General features: G+C 63.2%; 16 protein-coding genes and 2 pseudogenes. 10 read left to right on the plus strand and 8 right to left on the minus strand.

Annotation, left to right across the window (positions count from 1 at the left end):
• Positions 1–6: 6 nt before the first annotated feature.
• The 6 genes and pseudogenes from AC19YX_RS00985 to AC19YX_RS01010 form a co-directional block, all read right to left on the minus strand.
• Complete coding sequence (locus AC19YX_RS00985; protein WP_020297998.1) at positions 7–384, minus strand: response regulator; 378 nt, start codon at positions 382–384, stop codon at positions 7–9.
• Positions 385–450: 66 nt separating this feature from the next.
• The gene (locus AC19YX_RS00990) at positions 451–1,644 is read right to left on the minus strand and encodes a hybrid sensor histidine kinase/response regulator (RefSeq protein ID WP_500605452.1); all 1,194 of its coding nucleotides are present in this window, start codon (positions 1,642–1,644) and stop codon (positions 451–453) included.
• On the minus strand, positions 1,638–2,243 hold the full coding sequence (locus AC19YX_RS00995) for a chemotaxis protein CheB (protein WP_500605453.1): 606 nt from the start codon (positions 2,241–2,243) through the stop codon (positions 1,638–1,640). The genes AC19YX_RS00990 and AC19YX_RS00995 overlap by 7 nt, the downstream gene beginning before the upstream one ends.
• Positions 2,240–3,055 (minus strand): CheR family methyltransferase, encoded by an 816-nt coding sequence (locus tag AC19YX_RS01000; RefSeq protein WP_020298001.1) that lies wholly within the window; start codon positions 3,053–3,055, stop codon positions 2,240–2,242. Before AC19YX_RS01000 ends, AC19YX_RS00995 begins: the two co-directional genes overlap by 4 nt.
• A pseudogene (locus tag AC19YX_RS01005) lies at positions 3,055–4,275 on the minus strand (response regulator); the annotation flags it as partial. The pseudogene AC19YX_RS01005 and the gene AC19YX_RS01000, both read right to left, overlap by 1 nt.
• 113 nt (positions 4,276–4,388) lie before the next feature.
• Positions 4,389–6,555: pseudogene (locus AC19YX_RS01010) on the minus strand (CHASE3 domain-containing protein); the annotation flags it as partial.
• Positions 6,556–6,819: 264 nt separating this feature from the next.
• Here AC19YX_RS01010 and AC19YX_RS01015 point away from each other — a divergent pair.
• The 8 genes from AC19YX_RS01015 to AC19YX_RS01050 all read left to right on the plus strand — a co-directional run bounded on the left by AC19YX_RS01015 (position 6,820) and on the right by AC19YX_RS01050 (position 15,563).
• Positions 6,820–7,179, plus strand: coding sequence for a response regulator (locus AC19YX_RS01015; protein WP_078472275.1), 360 nt, complete (start codon positions 6,820–6,822; stop codon positions 7,177–7,179).
• A 142-nt stretch (positions 7,180–7,321) separates the two neighbouring features.
• Positions 7,322–8,620 (plus strand): glycosyltransferase, encoded by a 1,299-nt coding sequence (locus AC19YX_RS01020; protein WP_500605454.1) that lies wholly within the window; start codon positions 7,322–7,324, stop codon positions 8,618–8,620.
• Between the two features lie 78 nt (positions 8,621–8,698).
• The gene (locus AC19YX_RS01025) at positions 8,699–9,604 is read left to right on the plus strand and encodes an AraC family transcriptional regulator (protein ID WP_500605455.1); all 906 of its coding nucleotides are present in this window, start codon (positions 8,699–8,701) and stop codon (positions 9,602–9,604) included.
• 267 nt (positions 9,605–9,871) lie between these two features.
• Positions 9,872–10,720 carry an iron uptake transporter permease EfeU gene (efeU, locus tag AC19YX_RS01030; protein ID WP_500605456.1) on the plus strand — a complete coding sequence of 283 codons (849 nt, stop codon included), beginning with the start codon at positions 9,872–9,874 and terminating at the stop codon, positions 10,718–10,720.
• A gap of 8 nt (positions 10,721–10,728) precedes the next feature.
• Positions 10,729–11,934: an iron uptake system protein EfeO gene (gene efeO / locus AC19YX_RS01035; protein WP_500605457.1), complete on the plus strand. Its 1,206-nt coding sequence runs from the start codon at positions 10,729–10,731 to the stop codon at positions 11,932–11,934.
• A gap of 17 nt (positions 11,935–11,951) precedes the next feature.
• Entirely contained in the window at positions 11,952–13,265 is a 1,314-nt protein-coding gene (gene efeB / locus AC19YX_RS01040; protein ID WP_078472270.1) for an iron uptake transporter deferrochelatase/peroxidase subunit, read from the plus strand.
• Positions 13,266–13,293: 28 nt separating this feature from the next.
• The gene (gene efeO / locus AC19YX_RS01045) at positions 13,294–14,118 is read left to right on the plus strand and encodes an iron uptake system protein EfeO (RefSeq protein ID WP_078472269.1); all 825 of its coding nucleotides are present in this window, start codon (positions 13,294–13,296) and stop codon (positions 14,116–14,118) included.
• 230 nt (positions 14,119–14,348) lie between these two features.
• Entirely contained in the window at positions 14,349–15,563 is a 1,215-nt protein-coding gene (locus tag AC19YX_RS01050) for an MFS transporter (RefSeq protein ID WP_500605458.1), read from the plus strand.
• A 54-nt stretch (positions 15,564–15,617) separates the two neighbouring features.
• Here the strand turns inward: AC19YX_RS01050 and pssA are convergent, their stop codons facing one another.
• Complete coding sequence (gene pssA / locus AC19YX_RS01055) at positions 15,618–16,961, minus strand: CDP-diacylglycerol--serine O-phosphatidyltransferase (protein ID WP_500605459.1); 1,344 nt, start codon at positions 16,959–16,961, stop codon at positions 15,618–15,620.
• 186 nt (positions 16,962–17,147) lie between these two features.
• Between pssA and AC19YX_RS01060 the strand changes: the two genes are divergently transcribed.
• A complete protein-coding gene (locus tag AC19YX_RS01060; RefSeq protein WP_078472266.1) occupies positions 17,148–17,627 on the plus strand; it encodes a nuclear transport factor 2 family protein in 480 nt (159 codons plus the stop codon).
• 40 nt (positions 17,628–17,667) lie between these two features.
• Here the strand turns inward: AC19YX_RS01060 and sfnG are convergent, their stop codons facing one another.
• Positions 17,668–18,759, minus strand: coding sequence for a dimethylsulfone monooxygenase SfnG (gene sfnG / locus AC19YX_RS01065; RefSeq protein ID WP_078472265.1), 1,092 nt, complete (start codon positions 18,757–18,759; stop codon positions 17,668–17,670).
• A gap of 345 nt (positions 18,760–19,104) precedes the next feature.
• On the opposite strand from sfnG, the gene AC19YX_RS01070 reads away from it, so the two are divergent.
• Entirely contained in the window at positions 19,105–20,343 is a 1,239-nt protein-coding gene (locus AC19YX_RS01070) for an acyl-CoA dehydrogenase family protein (protein WP_421546878.1), read from the plus strand.
• The last annotated feature ends 67 nt before the right edge of the window (positions 20,344–20,410 follow it).

Below are 20,410 nucleotides of genomic sequence, written 5' to 3' on the forward strand. Positions count from 1 at the left end.
CGGCGCTCAGGCGAGCAGTTCCTGGATCTGTTCCTGCAAGCTGTTGAGGTCGAACGGCTTGGCCAGGATCGGCGCGGTCTTGGCGATCGGGCTGCCGGATTCAAGAATCTCGGTCGGATAGCCGCTGATAAAAATCACCTTCAGGTCCGGGCGCAGCTTGACTGCCGGCTCGGCAATCATCACCCCGGTAATCCCGCCAGGCAGACGGTAATCCGTGATCATCACGTCCAGGTGCGGTTTGCTGGCAAGGATCTCGAACGCCTGTTCGCCGTTTTCTGCCTGCAGGACCCGGTAACCCAGGCCGGACAGGTAGTCAGCGAGCAACATCAAAATCACCGGTTCATCTTCGACGATCAATACGACGTCTTGTGCATCTTCACTCATGGGGCGCCTTTGTTCGGTCAATTGCTGCTGATACGACCACTGGGTCACGCAGAGGTTGCGTCGAGTTTAGTGGTTTTCCCCAAGCGGCAGGCTCACGCGAAACAGCGCGCCTTCGCCGATCTGGCTCTGGACGGTGATGGAGCCGCCGTGAGCGGCGACGATCTGCTCTGAAATGAACAATCCCAGGCCCAGGCCGGCGGCCACCGGGCTGCCGGAAACCCGCTCGAACTGCTGGAAAATCCGCTTCTGGTTGTCTTCGCTGATGCCGATCCCGTGATCACGCACCTCCACCCGCGCCTCGCCGTCCTGGCGGTAGACCCGCACTTCGATCGGGCTCTTGGCCCCGTAGCGCAGGGCATTAGTCAGCAGGTTGGAAATGACTTGCTCGATGCGGAACTCATCCCACTCGCCTTCAACGCTGTCCTCGGCGCTCAGGCTCACCGACGACTCGGCGGCATGGACCTGGGGCGCGAAGTTTTCCAGCAGGCCCCGGACCAGTTGGCACAGATCAAAGCGGCTGGGGCGGATCGACAGCTTGCCGGTGCGGATGCGCGAGATGTCGAGCATGTCTTCGATCAGGCGAATCAGGCTTTTGATCTGGCGCTCATCGCGGTCGACCATGGCGTGCATCTTGTCCAGGGTGAACGCGGCGGCGTTGTCCCGGGCCAGGTGCATCTTGCGCAGCTGGGTTTCGAGAATCAGGCCGTTGAGGGGCGTGCGCACTTCATGGGCCACGATCGACATGAAGTCATCGCGCATGCGCACCGCCTGCTCCAGTTCGTTCTGGGTCGCCTGCAACTTCTTGAGCAGCACTTCCTGCTCGCGCCGGCTCTGTTCCAGGGCCTCGACCTGCTGCTTCATGGCCTTGCTCTGGCGATACAGGTCGACGAACACATTGACCTTGCTCTTCACCGCATGGATATCCAGCGGCTTGTGCAGAAAGTCCACGGCCCCGCTCTCATAGCCCTTGAAGGCGTAATTGAGCTCGCGCCCGGCGGCGCTGACAAACACGATGGGGATGTTCTTGGTCTTTTCGGTGCCGCGCATCAATTCGGCCAGTTCAAATCCGTTCATCCCGGGCATCTGCACGTCGAGGATGGCCATGGCGAACTCATGCTGCAGCAGCAGCGACAGCGCTTCGTCAGCCGACAGCGCCTTGTACACGGTGCGGTCTTCGCGCTTGATCAGCGCTTCGAGGGCCAGCAGGTTCTCCGGCAGATCGTCGACGATCAGCAGCTTGGCTTGAATGGTACTTAACATGCGATTCGTTCCAGCTCGACTAGCAGACGGCTGATGCCGCGCAAAGGGAGAATATAGTCCGGTTGGTGCAGGGCCAGCGCCGCGTCCGGCATGGTCGCGACCTGGGCTTCCTGCGGGTCCTGGACCACGGTCAGGCCACCGCGCCGCTTGACCTGGGCCAGGCCCCGGGCGCCATCCTGATTGGCCCCGGTCAGGAGCACTGCCGCAAGCCTGGGCCCATAGGCATCGGCTGCGGACTCGAACAGATAATCGATGGCCGGGCGCGAGTAATGCAGGCGCGCCTCCAGGCTCAGGGACAGGCTGCGATCCTGCTCCACCGACAGGTGATAACCGGGCGCGGCGAAGTACAGGGTGCCGGGGGTCAGCGACTCCTTGTCCTCGGCCTCCTTGACCGGCAGCGCGACGCGCTTGGCAAAGACCTCGGCCAACTGGCTGCGGCGCTCGTCCGGCAGGTGCAGCACGACAATGATCGGCAGCTCAAAGCCCCGTGGCAGCTCGCCAAAGATGCTCAACAACGCCTCGACGCCGCCCGCCGAAGCGCCGACGACTACAGCCTCGACCCGAGGCAGGGTTTCAGGTTCGATAACACCGTGGCTCATAACTTGCGGTAGATCCGTTCTTGTTTGACCAGGGGTTCGAAATGCTTGCCGTAGGCGGAGAAATCCAGGGTTTCCTTGCTGCCCAGGACCAGGAAGCCACGATGACACAGCGACTCATGAAACAACCCAAACGCCCGATCCTGCAACTTTTTATTGAAGTAAATCAATACGTTACGACAAGAAATCAATTGCGTTTCGGAGAACACGCTGTCCGTGGCCAGGCTGTGGTCGGCAAAGGTCACGTTTTCGCGCAGGGTCTTGTCGAAAATCGCGTAGTCGTAGGCCGCCGTGTAGTAATCGGCAAACGAGCGCTGGCCACCGGCCTGCTGATAGTTGTGGGTGTAGGCGCGGATATTCTCCAGGGAGAAGATCCCCTGCTTGGCCTTTTCCAGCGAGCTGGGGTTGATGTCCGTGGCGTAGATGATGGTGCGTTCCAGCAAGCCTTCCTCGCGCAGCAGGATGGCCATGGAATACACCTCTTCACCGGTGCTGCAGCCGGCGATCCAGATCTTGATCGAGGGGTAGGTCTTGAGCAGCGGCACCACTTCCTGGCGGATCGCCAGAAAATGCGACGGGTCGCGGAACATCTCGCTGACCGGAATCGTCAGGAACTGCAGCAGTTGCATGAACGCCGTCGGGTCGTGCAGCACCCGTTCCTGCAGGGCCGATATGGTCTTGCATTCGAACTGGCGCAAGGCATGGTTGACCCGGCGCTTGATCGAAGCGCCGGAGTAGTCGCGAAAGTCGTAGCTGTATTTGAGATAAATAGCTTCGATCAACAAACGCAGTTCGATTTCGGTATTGCGCTCCACTAGATTCTTTCCATCTTGGGTAACCAGACTCGAATGAGCGAGAACAAGCGATCCAGGTCGATCGGCTTGGCCAGGTAATCGTTGGAACCGGCCTGCAGGCAACGTTCCTGGTCGTCCTTCATGGCCTTGGCGGTCACTGCGATGATCGGCAGCTTGCGCCAGCGCGGGTCTTTGCGGATCTCGATCGTGGCTTCATAGCCATCCATCTCCGGCATCATCACGTCCATCAGCACCAGGTCGATGTCCTCGACTTCATTCAATTTAGCGATCGCTTCATGGCCGTTACGGCCAATCACCACGACCGCGCCTTTCTGCTCCAGGGCACTGGTGAGGGCGAAGATGTTGCGCACGTCATCGTCCACCAGCAGGATCTTGCGCCCCTCGAAGACCCGATCGCGGCTGCGGGCGGTCTTGAGCATCTTCTGTCGTTCATGGGACAGCTGGGATTCGACTTTGTGCAGAAAAAGCGTCACTTCATCCAGCAGGCGCTCCGGCGAGCGGGCGCCCTTGATGATGATCGAGCGCGAGTACTTGCGCAGTTCGGCCTCTTCGTCCCGGGTCAGGTTGCGACCGGTGTAGACGATCACCGGCGGGAACGAGCAGATGTCTTCGGTGGACATGCGCTTGAGCAGATCGTTGCCCAGCATGTCCGGCAGTTTCAGGTCGATGATCATGCAGTCGTAGATGTTCTGGCGCAGCAGGTCCAGGGCTTCCTGGGCCAGGCCGACGGCGGTGATTTCGATGTCGTCGTCACCGATCAGGCGGGCGATGCTGTCGCGTTGCAGGTCGTCGTCTTCCACCAGCAGCACGCGCTTGACCTTCTGCGTCAGCTTGGCTTCCAGGCGCGCGAACACGTCCTTGAGCTCTTCACGGGTGGTGGGCTTGACTGCATAGCCAACGGCGCCCATGTGCATGGCGGCCTCGACTCGATCTTCCACCGAAATCACGTGCACCGGGATGTGCCGGGTCTCGGCGTGCTCCTTGAGGCGCTGCAGCACCGTCAGCCCGGAATGGTCTGGCAGGCGCATGTCAAGCAGGATCGCGTCGGGGATGAACTGCGCCGCCAGGCTGTAGCCTTCATCGGCGCCGTGGGCCACCAGGCAGTGATAGCCCAGCTCATGGGCCAGGTCATAAAGGATGTGCGCAAAATTGGGCTCGTCTTCCACCACCAGGATGCAGCGCGTGGCGAAAGGAGCCTTGTCGCGGTCATCGGCAAAACGCGCGATCGGCACTTCAACCACCTCCGGCAGCGGCGCCGGGGCCGGCCGTGGCGTGAACGGCGTGGTGCTGACCACCACCGTCGGCGTCTCGGGCAATGGGCTGCCTTCGGCCTGCTCGATGTACTGCTCAGGCAATTCCAGGGTGAAGATACTGCCCTGCCCTGGCTCGCTGCTGACCGTGATCGAGCCGCCGAGCAAGGCCGCCAGATCGCGGGAAATCGACAGGCCCAGGCCGGTGCCGCCGTAACGCCGGTTAGTGGTGCCGTCGGCCTGGCGGAAGGCTTCGAAAATGCTCTGCTGCTGATCCTGGGCGATGCCGATCCCGGAATCACGCACGGTAAAGGCAATCCCGACACCCGGCTGGCGCGAGACCGTGAGGCTGACCTGGCCTTTTTCGGTGAATTTCACCGCGTTCGACAGCAGGTTCTTGAGAATCTGCTCGACGCGCTGGCGGTCGGTGAACAGCATCTGCGGCGTGCCGGGCTGCACCTCGAGCTCGAACGCCAGGCCCTTGTCCACGGTCAGCGGCTGGAACATGCCGCGCAGGCCTTCGACCAGGCGCGGCACGCTGACGTGTTCCGGGCGCATCTCCAATTTGCCGGCTTCGACCTTGGAAATATCCAGGATGTCGTTGATCAGGTTCAGCAAGTCGTTACCGGCCGAATAGATCGACTCGGCGAACTTGACCTGCTCGGCGCTGAGGTTTTCCTGGGGGTTCTCCGCCAGCAGCTTGGCCAGGATCAGCGAACTGTTGAGCGGCGTGCGCAGCTCGTGGGACATGTTGGCGAGGAATTCGGACTTGTACTTGCTGGAGCGCTGCAACTCGTCGGCACGCTCTTCGAGCTGGATCTGCACCTGGTTCAGCTCGTTGTTCTTGCGGTCCATGGCATCGCGCTGCTCGGCCAGGGTCTGCGCCTGTTCGGCCAACTGCTCGTTCGTCTGCTCCAGCTCCACTTGCTGGGTTTCCAGGTGGACCTGGGACTCCTTGAGGATCCGCGACTGCTCTTCCAGTTCCTCGTTGGCGGTTTTCAACTCTTCCTGCTGCACCTGCAGCTCTTCGTTGAGCTGCTGGGTTTCGGCCAGGACTTCCTGCAGGCGCTGGCGATAGCGCGCAGCCTCGATGGAGGTGCCGATGTTGTCGGCGATCAACTCGAGCAATTCGATATCGCGATCGGTCAAGGCCCGCAAAAAGCCCAGCTCGACCACACCGTTGACCCGCTCGTCGTTGCTGGTCGGCACCACCAGCACGCTGCGTGGCGCGCCGTCGCCGAGGCCGGAGCTGACTTTGAAGTAGTCCACCGGCACTTCGTCCAGGCGGATCAGGCGGTTTTCCTGGGCGGCCTGGCCAACGATGCCCTCGCCGCTGTAGATCGACTGTTCCTGTTGCTCCTGCTCCCGGGAAAAGCCGTAGCTCGCCACCCGTTTCAGGCCGCCGTGCTCTTCACGTACATAAAGAGCCGCCACCGGCGAGCCCAGGTATTGCGCGCAGAACTGCAGGATATTGCGCCCCAGCAGGTTCAGGGTCAGTTGCCCCAGGACCTGCTCGGCCAGTTCGGTCTGGCCATTGCGCAGCCAGGCTTGCTGCTCCAGGCGCCGGGCGCTTCTTTGCTGGGACTCGAGGTTGTCGCTGTAGCTTTTCGACAGGGCCATCAAGTCACGCCGGCCGATGTAGGCCAGCAACCCGCTCAGGCCCAGGACAAACACCAGGTACAGGGTCACGCTGAGAATGGTGGTGCGCCGGACATCTTCATTGCGCGCCATCCGCAGTTGCTGCTCCATGGCCACGGCTTCGTCGTATTCCTTGCGGATTTCATCGGTCAGGCGCTTGCCCCGTCCGGCCTTCACCGCACCGCGATAGTCACCGCTCTGACGCTGCAGGTCGATCATGCCCTGGGCGTAATTATTCCACTCGACCTGCAAGGCTTCCAGGCGGCGGAAGCGGTCGACTTGCTGCGGGTTGTCCGCCACCAGTTGCTGCAGGCTTTGCAGCTCATCGATGATCCGCGGCTTGGCCACCTCGTAGGGGTCGAGGAAACGCTCGTCACCGGTGATCAGGAACCCGCGCATGCCGGTTTCCAGGTCAACGGTCAGCTTCGAGGCCTCGTTGACGTTATTGATCACCCGGTCGGTGTGCTCGACCCACTGGATCACCGACAACAGGTAGGTAATCAGGGACACGAAAAAAACCGCGCTCAACACCCCGACGCCCAATGGCAGGGAGATGTTGCGACTCAGGAGTTTGCGAAAACTCTGTTCATCAACCGAAGACGGACGGATCATGATTTGGCCTTGGTGAAGTGTAAAAAAACACGGAGTTTGCCCCACAAAGGGCCCCTGGAGCTATTTTTCTGCGAGTTTTGCCCGGCAATTTTTCGTTGTGCACTGCCCTGCCGGCGCAAGAGCAGTTATTCTGGGCGCCGGTTGTACAGCAAAGGTTTTTTGTACAGCTTCGGGAACTTGTGATCAGTCGCGACTTACTGATGCAAGAGGCCGCGATTTTCCGGCCCCGGCCTACCGATTTCAATTTTCCGAGAGTGTCCTTTTATGTCCAGCATCGCTTCCACCATCCTTGTAGTCGAAGACGACACCATCGTGCGCATGCTGATCGTCGACGTGCTCGAAGAGCTTGAGTTCAAGGTACTGGAAGCCGACGGCAGCGAGGCCGCTCTGGTACTGCTCGAAGACACCAGCCTGACCATCGACCTGCTGATGACCGACGTCGGCCTGCCCGGCATGGACGGCAAGCAATTGGCCGCACGCGCCCGGGAACTGCGCCCGAGCCTGCCGATTCTGTTTGCCAGCGGTTATGCCGAAAACATCGAAGTGCCGCCCGGCATGTCGGTTATCGGCAAGCCGTTCTCCATCGACCAATTGCGTGACAAGGTGCGTTCCATCCTCGCCTGATGGCTGCGCCTGCCGACCCAGGCTGACCCTGCCCTTCCCGCCCGAGCCAAGCTGACGGCGCTGCGTTGATCGCGGCGCTGACGCCCAGCTGTGGTTTAATTGCGCCCCGATTTCCCCCCACGCCTGCCAGGAATACCCGCTCATGAGTCCGACCGCCGCAACCAAAGTCCTGATCATTGGTTACGTCTGGCCTGAGCCCCGTTCCTCCGCTGCGGGCGGACACATGATGCAGATCCTCCAGACCTTCCTCGAACAGGGCTGGGACATCACCTTCAGCAGCCCGGCCAATGAAGGTGAACACAAGGAAAACCTGGCGGCCCTGGGCATTCGCGAATGCCCGATCGAGCTCAACAACAGCAGCTTCGACCGTTTTGTCGCCGAGCTGGCGCCGGATATCGTGCTGTTCGATCAGTTCATGATGGAGGAGCAGTTCGGCTGGCGCGTTGAGCAGCATTGCCCGAACGCCTTGCGCGTACTGGAGACCTCCGACCTGCAGAGCCTGCGCCACGCGCGCCACGACCGGCTCAAACAGCGCCTGAAAGACAGCACTGACAGCGACGATTTCAGCGCCCTGTTCGCCCCGGCGCTGCGGGAAGAATTCGAGAACATGGCCGAGACCGACCTGGCCAAGCGCGAGATTGCCGCGATCTATCGCTGCGACCTGAACCTGATGATTTCCGAGTTTGAGATCCAGTTGCTGGTCGAGCACTTCAAGTTGCCGCCGGCCCTGCTGCACTGGTGCCCGCTGATGCTGGAGCAGATGCCGGAGCGTTTTGTGCCTTATGAGGAGCGCGCGCACTTTCTCAGCATCGGCAACTTTCGCCACGCGCCGAACTGGGATGCGGTGCTGTGGATGAAGAACAGCCTGTGGCCGCTGATCCGCCAGCAATTGCCCGGCGCCCAGCTGCATCTATATGGCGCCTACACCCCGCCCAAGGCGGCGGCACTGCATAACCCGGGGCAAGGCTTTCACATCATGAACTGGGCCGAGGACGCGTTGCAGGTGATGAGTGCCGCGCGCATCTGCATGGCGCCCCTGCGGTTCGGGGCCGGGATCAAGGGCAAGCTGGTGGATGCGATGCTCTGCGGTACGCCGAGCATTACCACCCCGGTCGGCGCCGAAGCCATGCACGCCGACGAACCCTGGCCGGGAGCCATCGCGCAATCGGCCACGGCCCTGGCAGCGGCGGCAGTCAGCCTGTACCAAGACCCGGCAGCCTGGCGCCAGGCCCAGCAACGGGGCCAGCAACTGCTCGCCGCCCGCTACCGCCAGCCAGTGCACGGCCCGGCCCTGATCCAGCGCCTGGCCGAATGCCGGGCCAACCTGGCCCAACTGCGCCGCGACAACTTCACCGGCGCCATGCTGCGCCACCATCACCATAAAAGTACCCAGTACATGGCCCAGTGGATCGAAGCCAAAAATCGCATCCCGACTCAGTAGCCGCTGCCGCAGGCACTGGTGCCAGGAGATGGCAGAGGGCATTATCCGTCGAGCCAACAACAAGAAAAGCCCTGCGCCATGAGCCGATCCGCGAAAATCACCGACCCTTCCTACGAGTTGATGGACGACCACAACGGCCTGTCGGTCATCTATCGCCAGCACGGTTTTCCCTGCCCTCTGGTGCGCTGGCACTTTCACAAGGAATACGAGCTGCACCTGATCGTCGCCAGCTCGGGCAAGGTGTTCATCGGCGACTACATCGGCAACTTCTACCCCGAATCCCTGTTCCTCACCGGTCCCAACCTGCCCCATAACTGGATCAGCCAGGTGGCCGAGGATGAAGTGGTGCCCAAGCGCGACATGCTGGTGAACTTCACTGACGAGTTGTTCGAAAGCGGCTACCAGGTTTTCGCCGAGCTGAAAAACCTCGCCCCACTGCTGGAACGCGCGCAATACGGCATCGAGTTCCGCTGCAAGCGCACCATTGCCCAGGCCATGAACCTGATGCAGCGCATCGCCGACTCCAGCGGCGTCACGCGCCTGGGGTACTTTTTCATTCTGCTGGAGCTGCTGGCGGCCAGTGACGACTTTCAGTTGCTGTCCGGCGCAACCAACGTGCAACTGGCCGACGAACACAATGTGGATCGCACTAACCGTGCGGTGGACTACATCTTTAGTCACTACGCCCGGGAACTGCCGCTGGAAGAAGTCGCCGACTACCTGGGCATGAAACCCACCTATTTCTCCCGGGTGTTCAAGCAGGCCACCGGGCGTTGCTTCGTCGAGTTCGTCAATCGCCTGCGGATCAGCAAATCCTGCGAGTTGCTGGCCGACGGCGACAAGCCGGTGACCGATGTGTGTTTCGAATCCGGCTTCAACAACATCTCCAACTTCAATCGGCGTTTCCAACAGCTCAAGGGCATGACCCCGTCCCACTACCGCCGACTGGCGGTGCAACGGCTGACCGAGCAGAACCTCGGCTAGACCATTCCTGGCGCTCTAAACCGGCCTTCTGCATCCTCCCCCGCGATCAATCCACGCCTCGCCTGCCGCGCCCGGAACCCGGGCGCGTTGTGGGCGACGAACGGCAATTTCATTCAGATTCAACGCCACGCCGTCATAGGCGGGGCCTGGCTGTTTGTAAACGAGTCCCGTTCAGCCCATGTTCAGGAGATAGCAATAATAGTCATTCAGCAATGAGTATCATTATGTTACAAATTGAACCCCTGACTCCTTCCCCGCCGGTGCTGAATGCTCGTTCCCTTTTTGATCATGCTGCGCGAAGGCATTGAAGCCGCGCTTATCGTTGGCATCATCGCCAGCTACCTGAAGCAGACCGGCCGTGGCCAGTGGATGCCCGCAGTGTGGATCGGCGTCTTCCTCGCCGCGGCCCTGGCCCTGCTGGTCGGCGGCGGCCTGGAGTTGATGAGCGCGGAATTCCCGCAAAAGCAGCAGGAACTGTTCGAAGGCGTGGTCGGGCTGGTGGCGGTAGGCATCCTCAGTTCCATGGTGTTCTGGATGCGCAAGGTGGCGCGCTCCATCAAGCATTCGCTGCATGTGTCCCTGGACCACGCTCTGGCGGGCTCCAAGCACCAGGTCACCGCGCTGATCGCCATGGTGTTTTTCGCCGTGGCCCGCGAAGGCCTGGAGACTGTGTTCTTCCTGCTCGCAGTGTTCCAGCAGAGCGAAGGCCCTGCCGGTCCCATAGGCGCCCTGCTCGGCCTGATCCTGGCGATCATCGTCGGCTTCCTGATCTACACCGGCAGCATGCGCCTGAACCTCGGCGCGTTCTTCCGCTGGACCGGGCTGTTTATCCTGGTGGTCGCCGCCGGGATCCTCGCCAACTCGGTGCAGGCCCTGCATGAAGCAGGCGTCTGGAACCACCTGCAAACCGTGCTCTTCGACTTCAGCGCCAGCCTGCCGATGGATGGCCCGTTGGGCTCGGTCCTGGCCGGCATGTTCGGCTACCAGGATGCACCGACCATCAGCACCCTGGGCGCCTACCTGCTGTACCTGGTGGTGACCCTGGTGCTGTTCTTCCTGCCCAGCGCCCCGCCCGCCAAACCGGCCAGTTCCTCGTCTTCCGTTTCCAGTCAGTAAGGCTCTCCATGACCCAGCAAGCATCCCCACAGGCCTCGCCCCCCCGCGCTCTGCGTTGGGCGGTAGCCGGTTCGGTGATCGTGATGATCGCCGCCGGCGGATTGTTCTACTACGCCTCGCAGCTCGCGGCCAGCAAGCGCCAGAGCAACCAGAACCAGGGTGAAATCACTGTCACCATCCACCCCCACAGCTGCGAGCCCAACGCCCTGAGCGTGCCGGCCGGGCGAGCGAGCTTCCGGATCGTCAACCGCTCCGAACGTGCCGTGGAATGGGAAATCCTCGACGGCGTGCTGGTGGTCGAAGAGCGCGAGAACATCGCCCCGGGCCTGAGCCAGGTGATCAACGCCAACCTGCTGCCCGGCGACTACGCCATCACCTGCGGCCTGCTGAGCAACCCGCGCGGCACCCTGCACGTGACGCCGACGGCGGAGTCCGACGCCAATGCCAAGGCGCGCCCGTCGATGGTGGCCTTTATCGGCCCGCTCTCGGAGTTCCGGGTCTACCTCAGCAGCCAGAGCAGCGCCCTGATCAAGGCGGTCGCCGCCCTGCAGCAAGCCGTGGCCGCAGGCGACCTGCAACAGGCCCAGGCCTTGTACCTGCCGGCCCGCGCGGCCTACCAGCGCCTGGCCCCGGCCGCGCAACGCCTGGCCGAGTTGGACAACGCGATCAATGCCCGCGCCGACTACTTTGAAAAGCGCGAGCAGGACCCACAATTCCAGGGTTTCCACCGCCTCGAATACGCCCTGTTCCAGCAACGCGACCTGAGCGGCATGGCCCCCGTGGCCCAGCGCCTGCTCGACGATGTCAGCAGCCTCAAGCAGCAACTGCTGGCCCAGTCATTGCCACCTGAGCAACTGGTCAGCGTGGTCGCCCGCAACGTGCGCAGCCTGGCTGAAGTGCGCGCGGTCAGCGGTGAAGAGGAACGCTACAGCCACAGCGACCTCAATGGCTTTGCCAGCAACCTGCAAACCACGCGCAAGGTCATCGACCTGTTGCGGCCCTTGTTGAGCAAGGCCGCCGCCGAGCTGTTGCCGCCAATCGACACCGCCATCAGCGGCCTGGAGTCCCAGTTCGCCACCTTGCGCGCAGGCGACGGCTACCGCACCTACGACAGCGTCAATGCCACTCAGCGCCAACAGATTGCCGACCAGGCCAAGCAACTGGCCGACGCACTGGATGCCATCGATCCCGCCCTTGGCCTGTCCGGCCTGTAAGCAGAAGACTTTGTGAAATGAACGATTCAGATCAGCAGCAACCGTCATTTTCCGCTCAGCGTCGCCGCGTGCTGCTGGGCATGGGCGCCGCCGGCGTCGCCCTGGCCGGCTCGGCCCTGAGCTGCCCGGCGATGGCCGCCAGCACACCGGCCCAGGTCACCGAGGCGCCGAGCAGCGACAAGACCCAGGACCGCCACGACTTCCACGGTCAGCACCAGAGCGGCATCGTCACCCCGCGCCCGGCAGCCGGCATGCTGGTGTCGTTCGACGTCCTGGCCAGCGACCGCGAAGACCTGGAGCGCCTGTTCCGTACTCTCAACGAACGCATCAGCTTCCTGATGCGGGGCGGCCCGGTGGCCGAGATCGACCCGAAACTGCCACCGCCCGACTCCGGCATCCTGGGCCCGGTGGTGACCCCGGACAACCTGACCATCACCGTCTCGGTCGGCGAATCGCTGTTCGATGAGCGCTTCGGCCTGGGCGACGCCAAGCCCAAGCGCCTGATCCGCATGGTCGGCTTTCCCAACGACGCCCTGGAAGCCGACTGCTGCCATGGCGACTTGAGCCTGCAGTTCTGCTCCAACACCACCGACACCAACATTCACGCCCTGCGCGACATCGTGAAAAACCTGCCGGACCTGCTGCTGGTGCGCTGGAAACAGGAAGGCAGCGTGCCGCCCCAGGCCCCGGTCCGTGCCGGCGAACCGGCGCAGAGCGCCCGCAATTTTCTGGGCTTTCGCGACGGTTCGGCCAACCCCGATTCCAACGACCAGAGCGCCATGACGCGGCTGGTATGGGTCCAGCCGGGCAGCGACGAACCGGCCTGGGCCGCCCACGGCAGCTATCAGGCAGTGCGCATCATCCGCAACTTTGTCGAGCGCTGGGACCGCACGCCGCTGCAGGAGCAGGAAAGCATCATCGGCCGGATCAAGACCACCGGCGCGCCCATGGGTGGCCAGCACGAAACCCAGGTCCCCGACTACCAGCAGGACCCCCACGGCAAGTTGACCAAGCTCGATGCGCACATTCGCCTGGCCAATCCGCGCACCGCGCAAACCGAAAAGAACCTGATCCTGCGCCGACCGTTCAACTACTCCAACGGCGTCAACAAGAACGGTCAGCTGGACATGGGGCTGCTGTTCATCTGCTACCAGGCTGACCTGGAGCAAGGCTTCATTGCGGTCCAGACCCGGCTCAACGGCGAGCCCCTGGAGGAATACCTCAAGCCCGTCGGCGGCGGTTATTTCTTCACCCTGCCGGGTGTAACCGGCGACCAGGACTTTATCGGTCGCACATTGCTCAACGCCACCCAACCCAAAACCTCTGCTTGATACAACCCACCCCCCACGGAAACGTCCCATGAAAAAGTCGCCTCTTGCTGTGTTGCTGACCCTTGGCTTGCTCCATGTTCCGCTTTCGGCTTTTGCCGCCACGTCGCCGCTGGAACTGGTGGGGCCGATTTCCGACTACAAGATCTACGTCACCGAGCAGCTCGACGAGCTCGCCAGCCACACCCAGCAATTCACCGACGCGGTGAAAAAAGGCGACCTGGCCACCGCCAAGAAGCTCTATGCCCCGACCCGCGTGTACTACGAGTCGATCGAGCCGATTGCCGAGCTGTTCAGTGACCTCGATGCGTCCATCGACTCCCGGGTCGACGACCACGAGAAAGGCGTCAAGGCCGAGGACTTCACCGGCTTCCACCGCCTGGAGTACTCACTGTTCTCGGAAAACAGCACCCAGGGCCTGGATGAGCTGGCCGACGGCCTGAACAAGGACGTCAAGGACCTGCAGACCCGCGTCGCCGGCCTGACCTTCCCTCCGGAAAAAGTCGTGGGTGGCGCCGCCGCCCTGCTTGAAGAAGTGGCCGCGACCAAGATCTCCGGTGAAGAAGACCGCTACAGCCACACCGACCTGTATGACTTCCAGGGCAACATCGACGGCGCGAAAAAAATCGTCGACCTGTTCCGTCCGCAGATAGAGAAGCAGGACAAGGCCTTCGTGGCCAAGGTCGACAAGAACTTTGCCACGGTGAACAAGATCCTGGCCAAGTACAAAACCGCCGACGGTGGCTTCCAGACCTATGACAAGGTCAAGGAAAACGATCGCAAGGCGCTGGTCGGCCCGGTCAACACCCTGGCTGAAGACCTGTCGACCCTGCGCGGCAAACTGGGCCTGAACTGACCCCGGCTGTCGCTGCCGCAGGCCCTGCCCCGGGCTCTGCGGCCCCTGTCGCGCAGGCAGCCCATGCCTGCGGCGGCAGCTTTGCCCGCGCCATTGCCAAGCATCTGCACACACTCGCCTGTACCCGCCCGCGCCCTGTCGGGCTACCATCAGCCGCGCCAATAACCCTGAGCCTTCGCCCGCTGCTTGTATAAGGTCGCGAAACGCCCGCCCCTCATGGATGATTTTTTATGCCCAGCTCAACGGCCACCACCACTCAGCCGCTGACCGCCGCCCCGTTCAAACTGTTCCCACTGATGATCGCGTACATGGCCTGCACCATGTCGATGATGGCTTTCGTCTCCCTGATCGGCCCACTGTCGCGCGAGCTGGCACTGGCCACCTGGCAGGCCGGCGCCGCCGTGACCGTGTCCGGGGTGATCTGGGTGCTTCTGGCCCGGCCCTGGGGCGCGGCCAGCGATCGCTTTGGCCGGCGTCGGGTGCTGTTGGTCGGCACGGCCGGCTTCACCCTCGCCTACTGGGCCTTGTGCCTGTTTATCGACGTCTCCCTGCGGGTGCTGCCAAGCATGTGGCTGGCCTTTCTCGGGCTGATGCTCGGGCGTGGCCTGGTCGGGGTGTTTTATGCCGCGGTGCCGGTGGGCGGTTTCGCCCTGATCGCCGATAACGTCGAACCCGAGCACCGTGCCCGCGCCATGGCCACCCTGGGTGCCGCCAATGCCGTGGGCCTGGTCCTGGGGCCGGCGTTTGCCGCGATGCTGGCCAGGGTCAGCCTGAGCCTGCCGCTGTATGCCATGGCCCTGTTGCCGCTGATCGCCTTCCTGGTGCTGCTGTTCAAGCTGCCGCGCCAGGAGCTGCACCTCAAACAGCCGCCACGTTCGGTGCGCCTGGCCGATCCACGCCTGCGCCAGCCAATGGCGGTGGCGTTCGTGGCGATGCTGTGTGTGTCGGTGTCGCAGATCACCGTCAGCTTTTATGCCCTTGACCGTCTCGGCCTGAACCCGGCCGACGCCGCGCAAGCCGCCGGCATCGCCCTGGCCATGGTCGGGGTGGCGCTGATTTGCGCGCAATTGGTGGTGCGCAAGCTGGAATGGCCGCCGTTGCGGATGATCCGCGTCGGCGCCCTGATCGCCGCCTGCGGTTATGCCGGGAGCATGCTGGTGGACAGCGCCTGGGGCCTGTGGCTGGCGTATTTTGTAGCGGCGGCGGGCATGGGCGGCATCTTCCCCTCGTTCTCGGCTCTCGCCGCCAATGCCGTGGAGGCCTCGGAGCAAGGGGCTACTGCCGGCTCGATTGGCGCGGCGCAAGGTTTCGGGGCGGTGATCGGACCGCTGACGGGCGCCCTGATCTATGCCGTCGAGCCACGGCTGCCGTACCTGATGGCAGCGCTGCTGCTGATCCTGGTGGCCCTGTGGCCGGACAGCAAGACCCAGCCCCGGCCCGCTTGACCGGGCAGCGCCCGTGACCGCAGCCCAAGGCTGTGGTCACGGGCGCCGGCCGGTTCAGAGGATGCGATAGAGCAGGCGTTCGATCCGTACCCGGCTGACCCGGCGCAGGAACTTGCCCACCGCCGCCGGGTAGTCGACCAGGCTTTCCAGGTTCTGGAAGTGCTCGATGCGCCGGGTGTGCCGGAAGATTTCCTCCAGTTCGACTTGGCGCGGTTCCAGCAGCTCGCCTTTGGGGTCGTCCAGCAGCAAGGCGTTTTCCAGGTCAAGACGGAAGGCCCGCGGATTGAGGTTGTTGCCAGTCAGCAAGGTGTAGCGCTGGTCGATCCACATGCCCTTGAGGTGGTAGGTGTTATCACCGTCGCGCCACAGGTGCAGGTTGAGCTGGCCGCTGTCGATCGCGCGCTGATGACGCTTGGCAAAGCGGCGCAGGCTGATCTCGTAGAGGTACGGCAGCGCGGCGATGACCTTGAACGGCTCGCTCGGCGGGATGTAGAAGTCGTTGGCGGTCTTGTCGCCGACGATGATGTCGATCTTCACCCCACGGGCCAGGGCCCGGTTGATCTCGCGGGTGACCGCCAACGGCAGGTTGAAATACGGGGTGCAGATGGTCAGCTGCTGCTGGGCGCTGGCGATCAGTTCGCAGATCACCCGGCTCAGCGGGTTGTTCTTGCCCACGCCGAGCAACGGGCTGACCGACAATTCACCCTTGGTCACGCTCCCGGCGCTGGTGTCATAGGCCGCGTGCTTGAGGCGGCTGCGCAGGTCGCCGATGTCGTTGCGCAGGCTGCGGGTAGTCGGCAGACCGGGCAGGTCCAGGCGATGCACCGCACGCGAGGCCACCAGGCCGTGCTGCACCAGGTGCTGCATGGAGTCGGCCAGGGCCTGGTTGCGCAACAGGTGGTAACGGTCGAAACGGTATTTGTCGAATTTGTGCAGGTAGACGTTGTTCAGGCTGGCGCCGCTGTAGATCACGCAGTCGTCGATCACAAAGCCCTTGAGGTGCAACACGCCGAACAGCTCGCGGGTTTGCACCGGCACCCCGTACACCGGCACTTCGCTGGCATGGGTACGGGTCATGTCCTGATACCAGGCCGAGTTGCCCGGCTGCTTGCCGGCGCCGATCAGGCCGCGCTGGGCCCTGAGCCAATCAACCACCACTACCACGTCCAGCTCGGGACGGGCAGCCTTGGCGGCGTGCAGGGCATCCATGATTTCCTGCCCGGCTTCGTCCTGTTGCAGGTACAGCGCGACGATATAGATGCGCTGGGTAGCCTGGGCGATCTGTTCCAGCAAGCAGCGGCGGAACTCGGCGGCGCCGGAAAGAATGGTGACGGCATCGGCGGTCAACGGAAAGCTGCGCAGTTTGGGCAGCAGGGAGCGTTTGAAAAGCGACGGCATAGGGCTCGCAGTGGCTCGAAATCCAAAGAGCCGACGAGCTTACACCAAGCGACCGCTCGGGTCTTGTGGCGGTCGTCACGGCCGCTATCGATGCTGCCGACGACCCATGGCGTCGGGCCGGCAGTTGGCGCCAGCGCGACAAGGGTGTAAACACTCCCTGCACGCAACCATGACTGGAGACGCCCGATGTCATCTGCCCCAGAAGTTCGTCCGCCCCTGCCCCCGTTCAGCCGCGAGTCGGCGCTGCACAAGGTTCGCCTGGCCGAAGACGGCTGGAACTCCCGCGACCCCGAGCGCGTGTCCCTGGCCTATACCCTGGACACCCAATGGCGCAACCGCGCCGAGTTCATCCATGACCGCGCCCAGGCCAAGGCCTTCCTGACCCGCAAATGGGCCAAGGAGCTGGACTACCGATTGATCAAGGAACTCTGGGCCTTTGCCGATAACCGCATCGCCGTGCGTTATGCCTACGAATGGCATGACGACTCCGGCAACTGGTTCCGTTCCTACGGCAATGAAAACTGGGAGTTCGACGAGCACGGCCTGATGGCCAAGCGTTACGCCTGCATCAACGACCTGCCAATCAAGGCCAGCGAACGGCTGTTCCACTGGCCTTTGGGCCGGCGCCCGGACGATCATCCGGGCCTCAGTGAGCTGGGGTTGTAACCGAGGCCTGCGCGGGGCGCTGCCGGCCCCGCGCGGCGAATCAGGCGGCCTGTTCGCGTTGCGCCGCGGCCTTGGCTTCCAGCTCGCGCACCAGTGGCAACACCCGCTTGCCGAAGTACTCCACCTCTTCCTGGAAGTGCAGGAAGCCCGCCAGCACCAGGTCCACCCCCACCGACTTGAGTTCGACGATGCGCTCGGCGATCTGCTGCGGGGTGCCGATCAGGTTGGTCTTGAAGCCGTCGTTGTACTGCACCAGGTCTTCGAAGGTGGATTTGGCCCAGTTGCCTTCGCCTTCCGGTGAGGCCTTGCCGGCCTGCTTTGCCGCATCGCCAAAGGCGTTGACGGCCTCGGGGTCGGCCTGGTCGATGATCTGCGCCAGCACTGCGCGGGCCTCTTCCTCGGTATCCCGGGCAATGACAAAGGCATTGACCCCGACTTTTACCGAATGGTTGTTCAGCGCGGCCTTGGCTCGGATGTCGTCGACCTGGGCCTTGATTCCCTGTGGCGTGTTGCCGTTGGTGAAGTACCAGTCCGACACCCGCGCCGCCATGTCGCGCGCCGCCCGTGAACTGCCGCCCTGAAAGACCTCCGGCTGGCCCAGGGGCTTGGGCTTGAGGCTGTAGTTGTCGAACCGGTAGAAGTCGCCCTTGAAGGTGAAATTGTCCTGGGACCAGATGCCCTTCAGCGAGCGAATGAACTCTTCGGAACGACGATAACGCTCATCGTGTTCCAGCCAGTGCTCGCCGATGGCCTGGAATTCACCCTTGAACCAGCCGCTGACGATGTTGACCGCGATGCGGCCATTGGTCAGTTGGTCGATAGTTGCCAATTGCTTGGCCGCCAGCGCCGGCTTCCATGGCCCGGGCAGGATCGCCGCGATCACTTTGAGCGTGCTGGTGGCGGCCAGCAGCGCATGGCTGAATGCCACGGATTCATGCTGGAACTCGGCACCGTAACCGGCAGTGAAGCGGATCTGGGTCAAGGCGTATTCAAAGCCGGCGGCTTCGGCCAGTTGCGCCAGCTTGCGGTTGTAGTCGATGCCCCAGTCGGTGCGTTGTTCGATCTTGCTGACCACCAGCCCACCGCTGACGTTGGGCACCCAGTAGGCAAATTTGACGGCTTGCTGACTCATTGGCTTGTCCTCGGGACTAGAGAAGGTATGGCTAGCAGAGCAGCAAGCGTGCCAGTTGCCAGGGCTGCGCCTGCAGGCCCGGGCTGCATGGCCTGCAGCGGGCGGAGTACAGCCATCGGGCGCTGTTTTGCGAGGGGCATTCGCGGCCCGACGGATGCCGCGCCAAACCCCGGCCACTTCCCATGAAAGACAGCGATTTGTTGAAGCGCTGTTGGCCGAGCAACAGTTACCAGCCCGACAGCCAGCGCCAGCCCCAGAAAAACCGGGGCCTGCAACTGCGGCATGGAGTGTGCAAACGTCTGGGCAGACACCTGCTCTTCAACTGCCGATTCAAGGAACCGTCCCATGACTGAACACCAGGTAATCAACCCGCTGTCCATTGGCGTCGACTACGAGGCCCTGGCCGCGCGCTTTCGCCCGATCTTCAAGCAAATCGCCGACGGCGCGGTACAGCGTGAGCAAAACCGCAGCCTGCCCCATGAACCGATCCAGTGGCTGAAGCAGGCCGGGTTCGGCGCAGTGCGGGTGCCGGTGGAGTACGGTGGCGGCGGCGCGTCCCTGCCGCAACTGTTCCAGCTGCTGATCGAGCTGGCTGAAGCCGATTCCAATGTGCCGCAGGCCCTGCGCGGGCACTTCGCCTTTGCCGAGGACCGGCTCAACGCCGCCCCGGGTCCGGGACGGGACCTGTGGTTCAAGCGTTTCGTCGAGGGCGACATCGTCGGTTGCGCCTGGACCGAGATCGGCAACGTGGCGATTGGCGATGTGGTCACCAAGGTCTCGCCCGACGGCGACGCCTGGAAGCTCAATGGCGAGAAGTTCTACAGCACCGGCAGCATTTTCTCTGACTGGATCGACGTCTACGCCCAGCGCAGCGACACCGGCGGCGATGTAATCGCGGCCGTGCGTGCGCGCCAACCGGGCATCGAGCACAGCGATGACTGGGACGGCTTCGGCCAGCGCACCACGGGCAGCGGCACTTCGCGCTTTCGCGATGCCGCGGTCGACGCCGAGAACGTCATCGACTTCGCCACCCGCTTCAAGTACCAGACCGCCTTCTATCAACTGGTGCTGCTGGCCACCCTGGCCGGGATCGGGCGCGCCGCGCTGCGCGACGTGGCCCATGAAGTACGCAGCCGCAAGCGCATCTACAGCCACGGCAATGCGCCGCGGGTCAGCGAAGACCCCCAGGTGCAGCAGGTGGTCGGCGAAGTCGCCGCCTGGGTGTACGCCGCCGAAGCCAGCGCCGTGCGCGCCGCAGAGCCCGCGCAACGTGCCTACCTGGCACGCTTTGCCGGGGATGAGGCGCTGGAGCGTGAAGCCAATGTCGCCGCGGAAATCGAATCGGCCACCGCCCAGGTGGTGGTCAGCGAACTGATCCAGCGGGCCACCACCCAGTTGTTCAACGCTCTGGGGGCGTCGGACATCCGCCAGGGCAAGGCCCTCGACCGCCATTGGCGCAATGCCCGTACCGTGTCCTCGCACAACCCGGTGATCTACAAGGCGCGGATCATCGGCGACTGGGTGGTCAACGGCAACGAACCACCCTTTGTCTGGCAGATCGGCAACGGGCCGCAGAAGGCCTAGGCCACTGCAGCCGGGTCCCTTTGGCGAAGGGGCCCTGGCTGCGGCCAGTGTGCAATAGCGTCGGTCA

This window comes from Pseudomonas sp. MF09150, assembly GCF_059862355.1.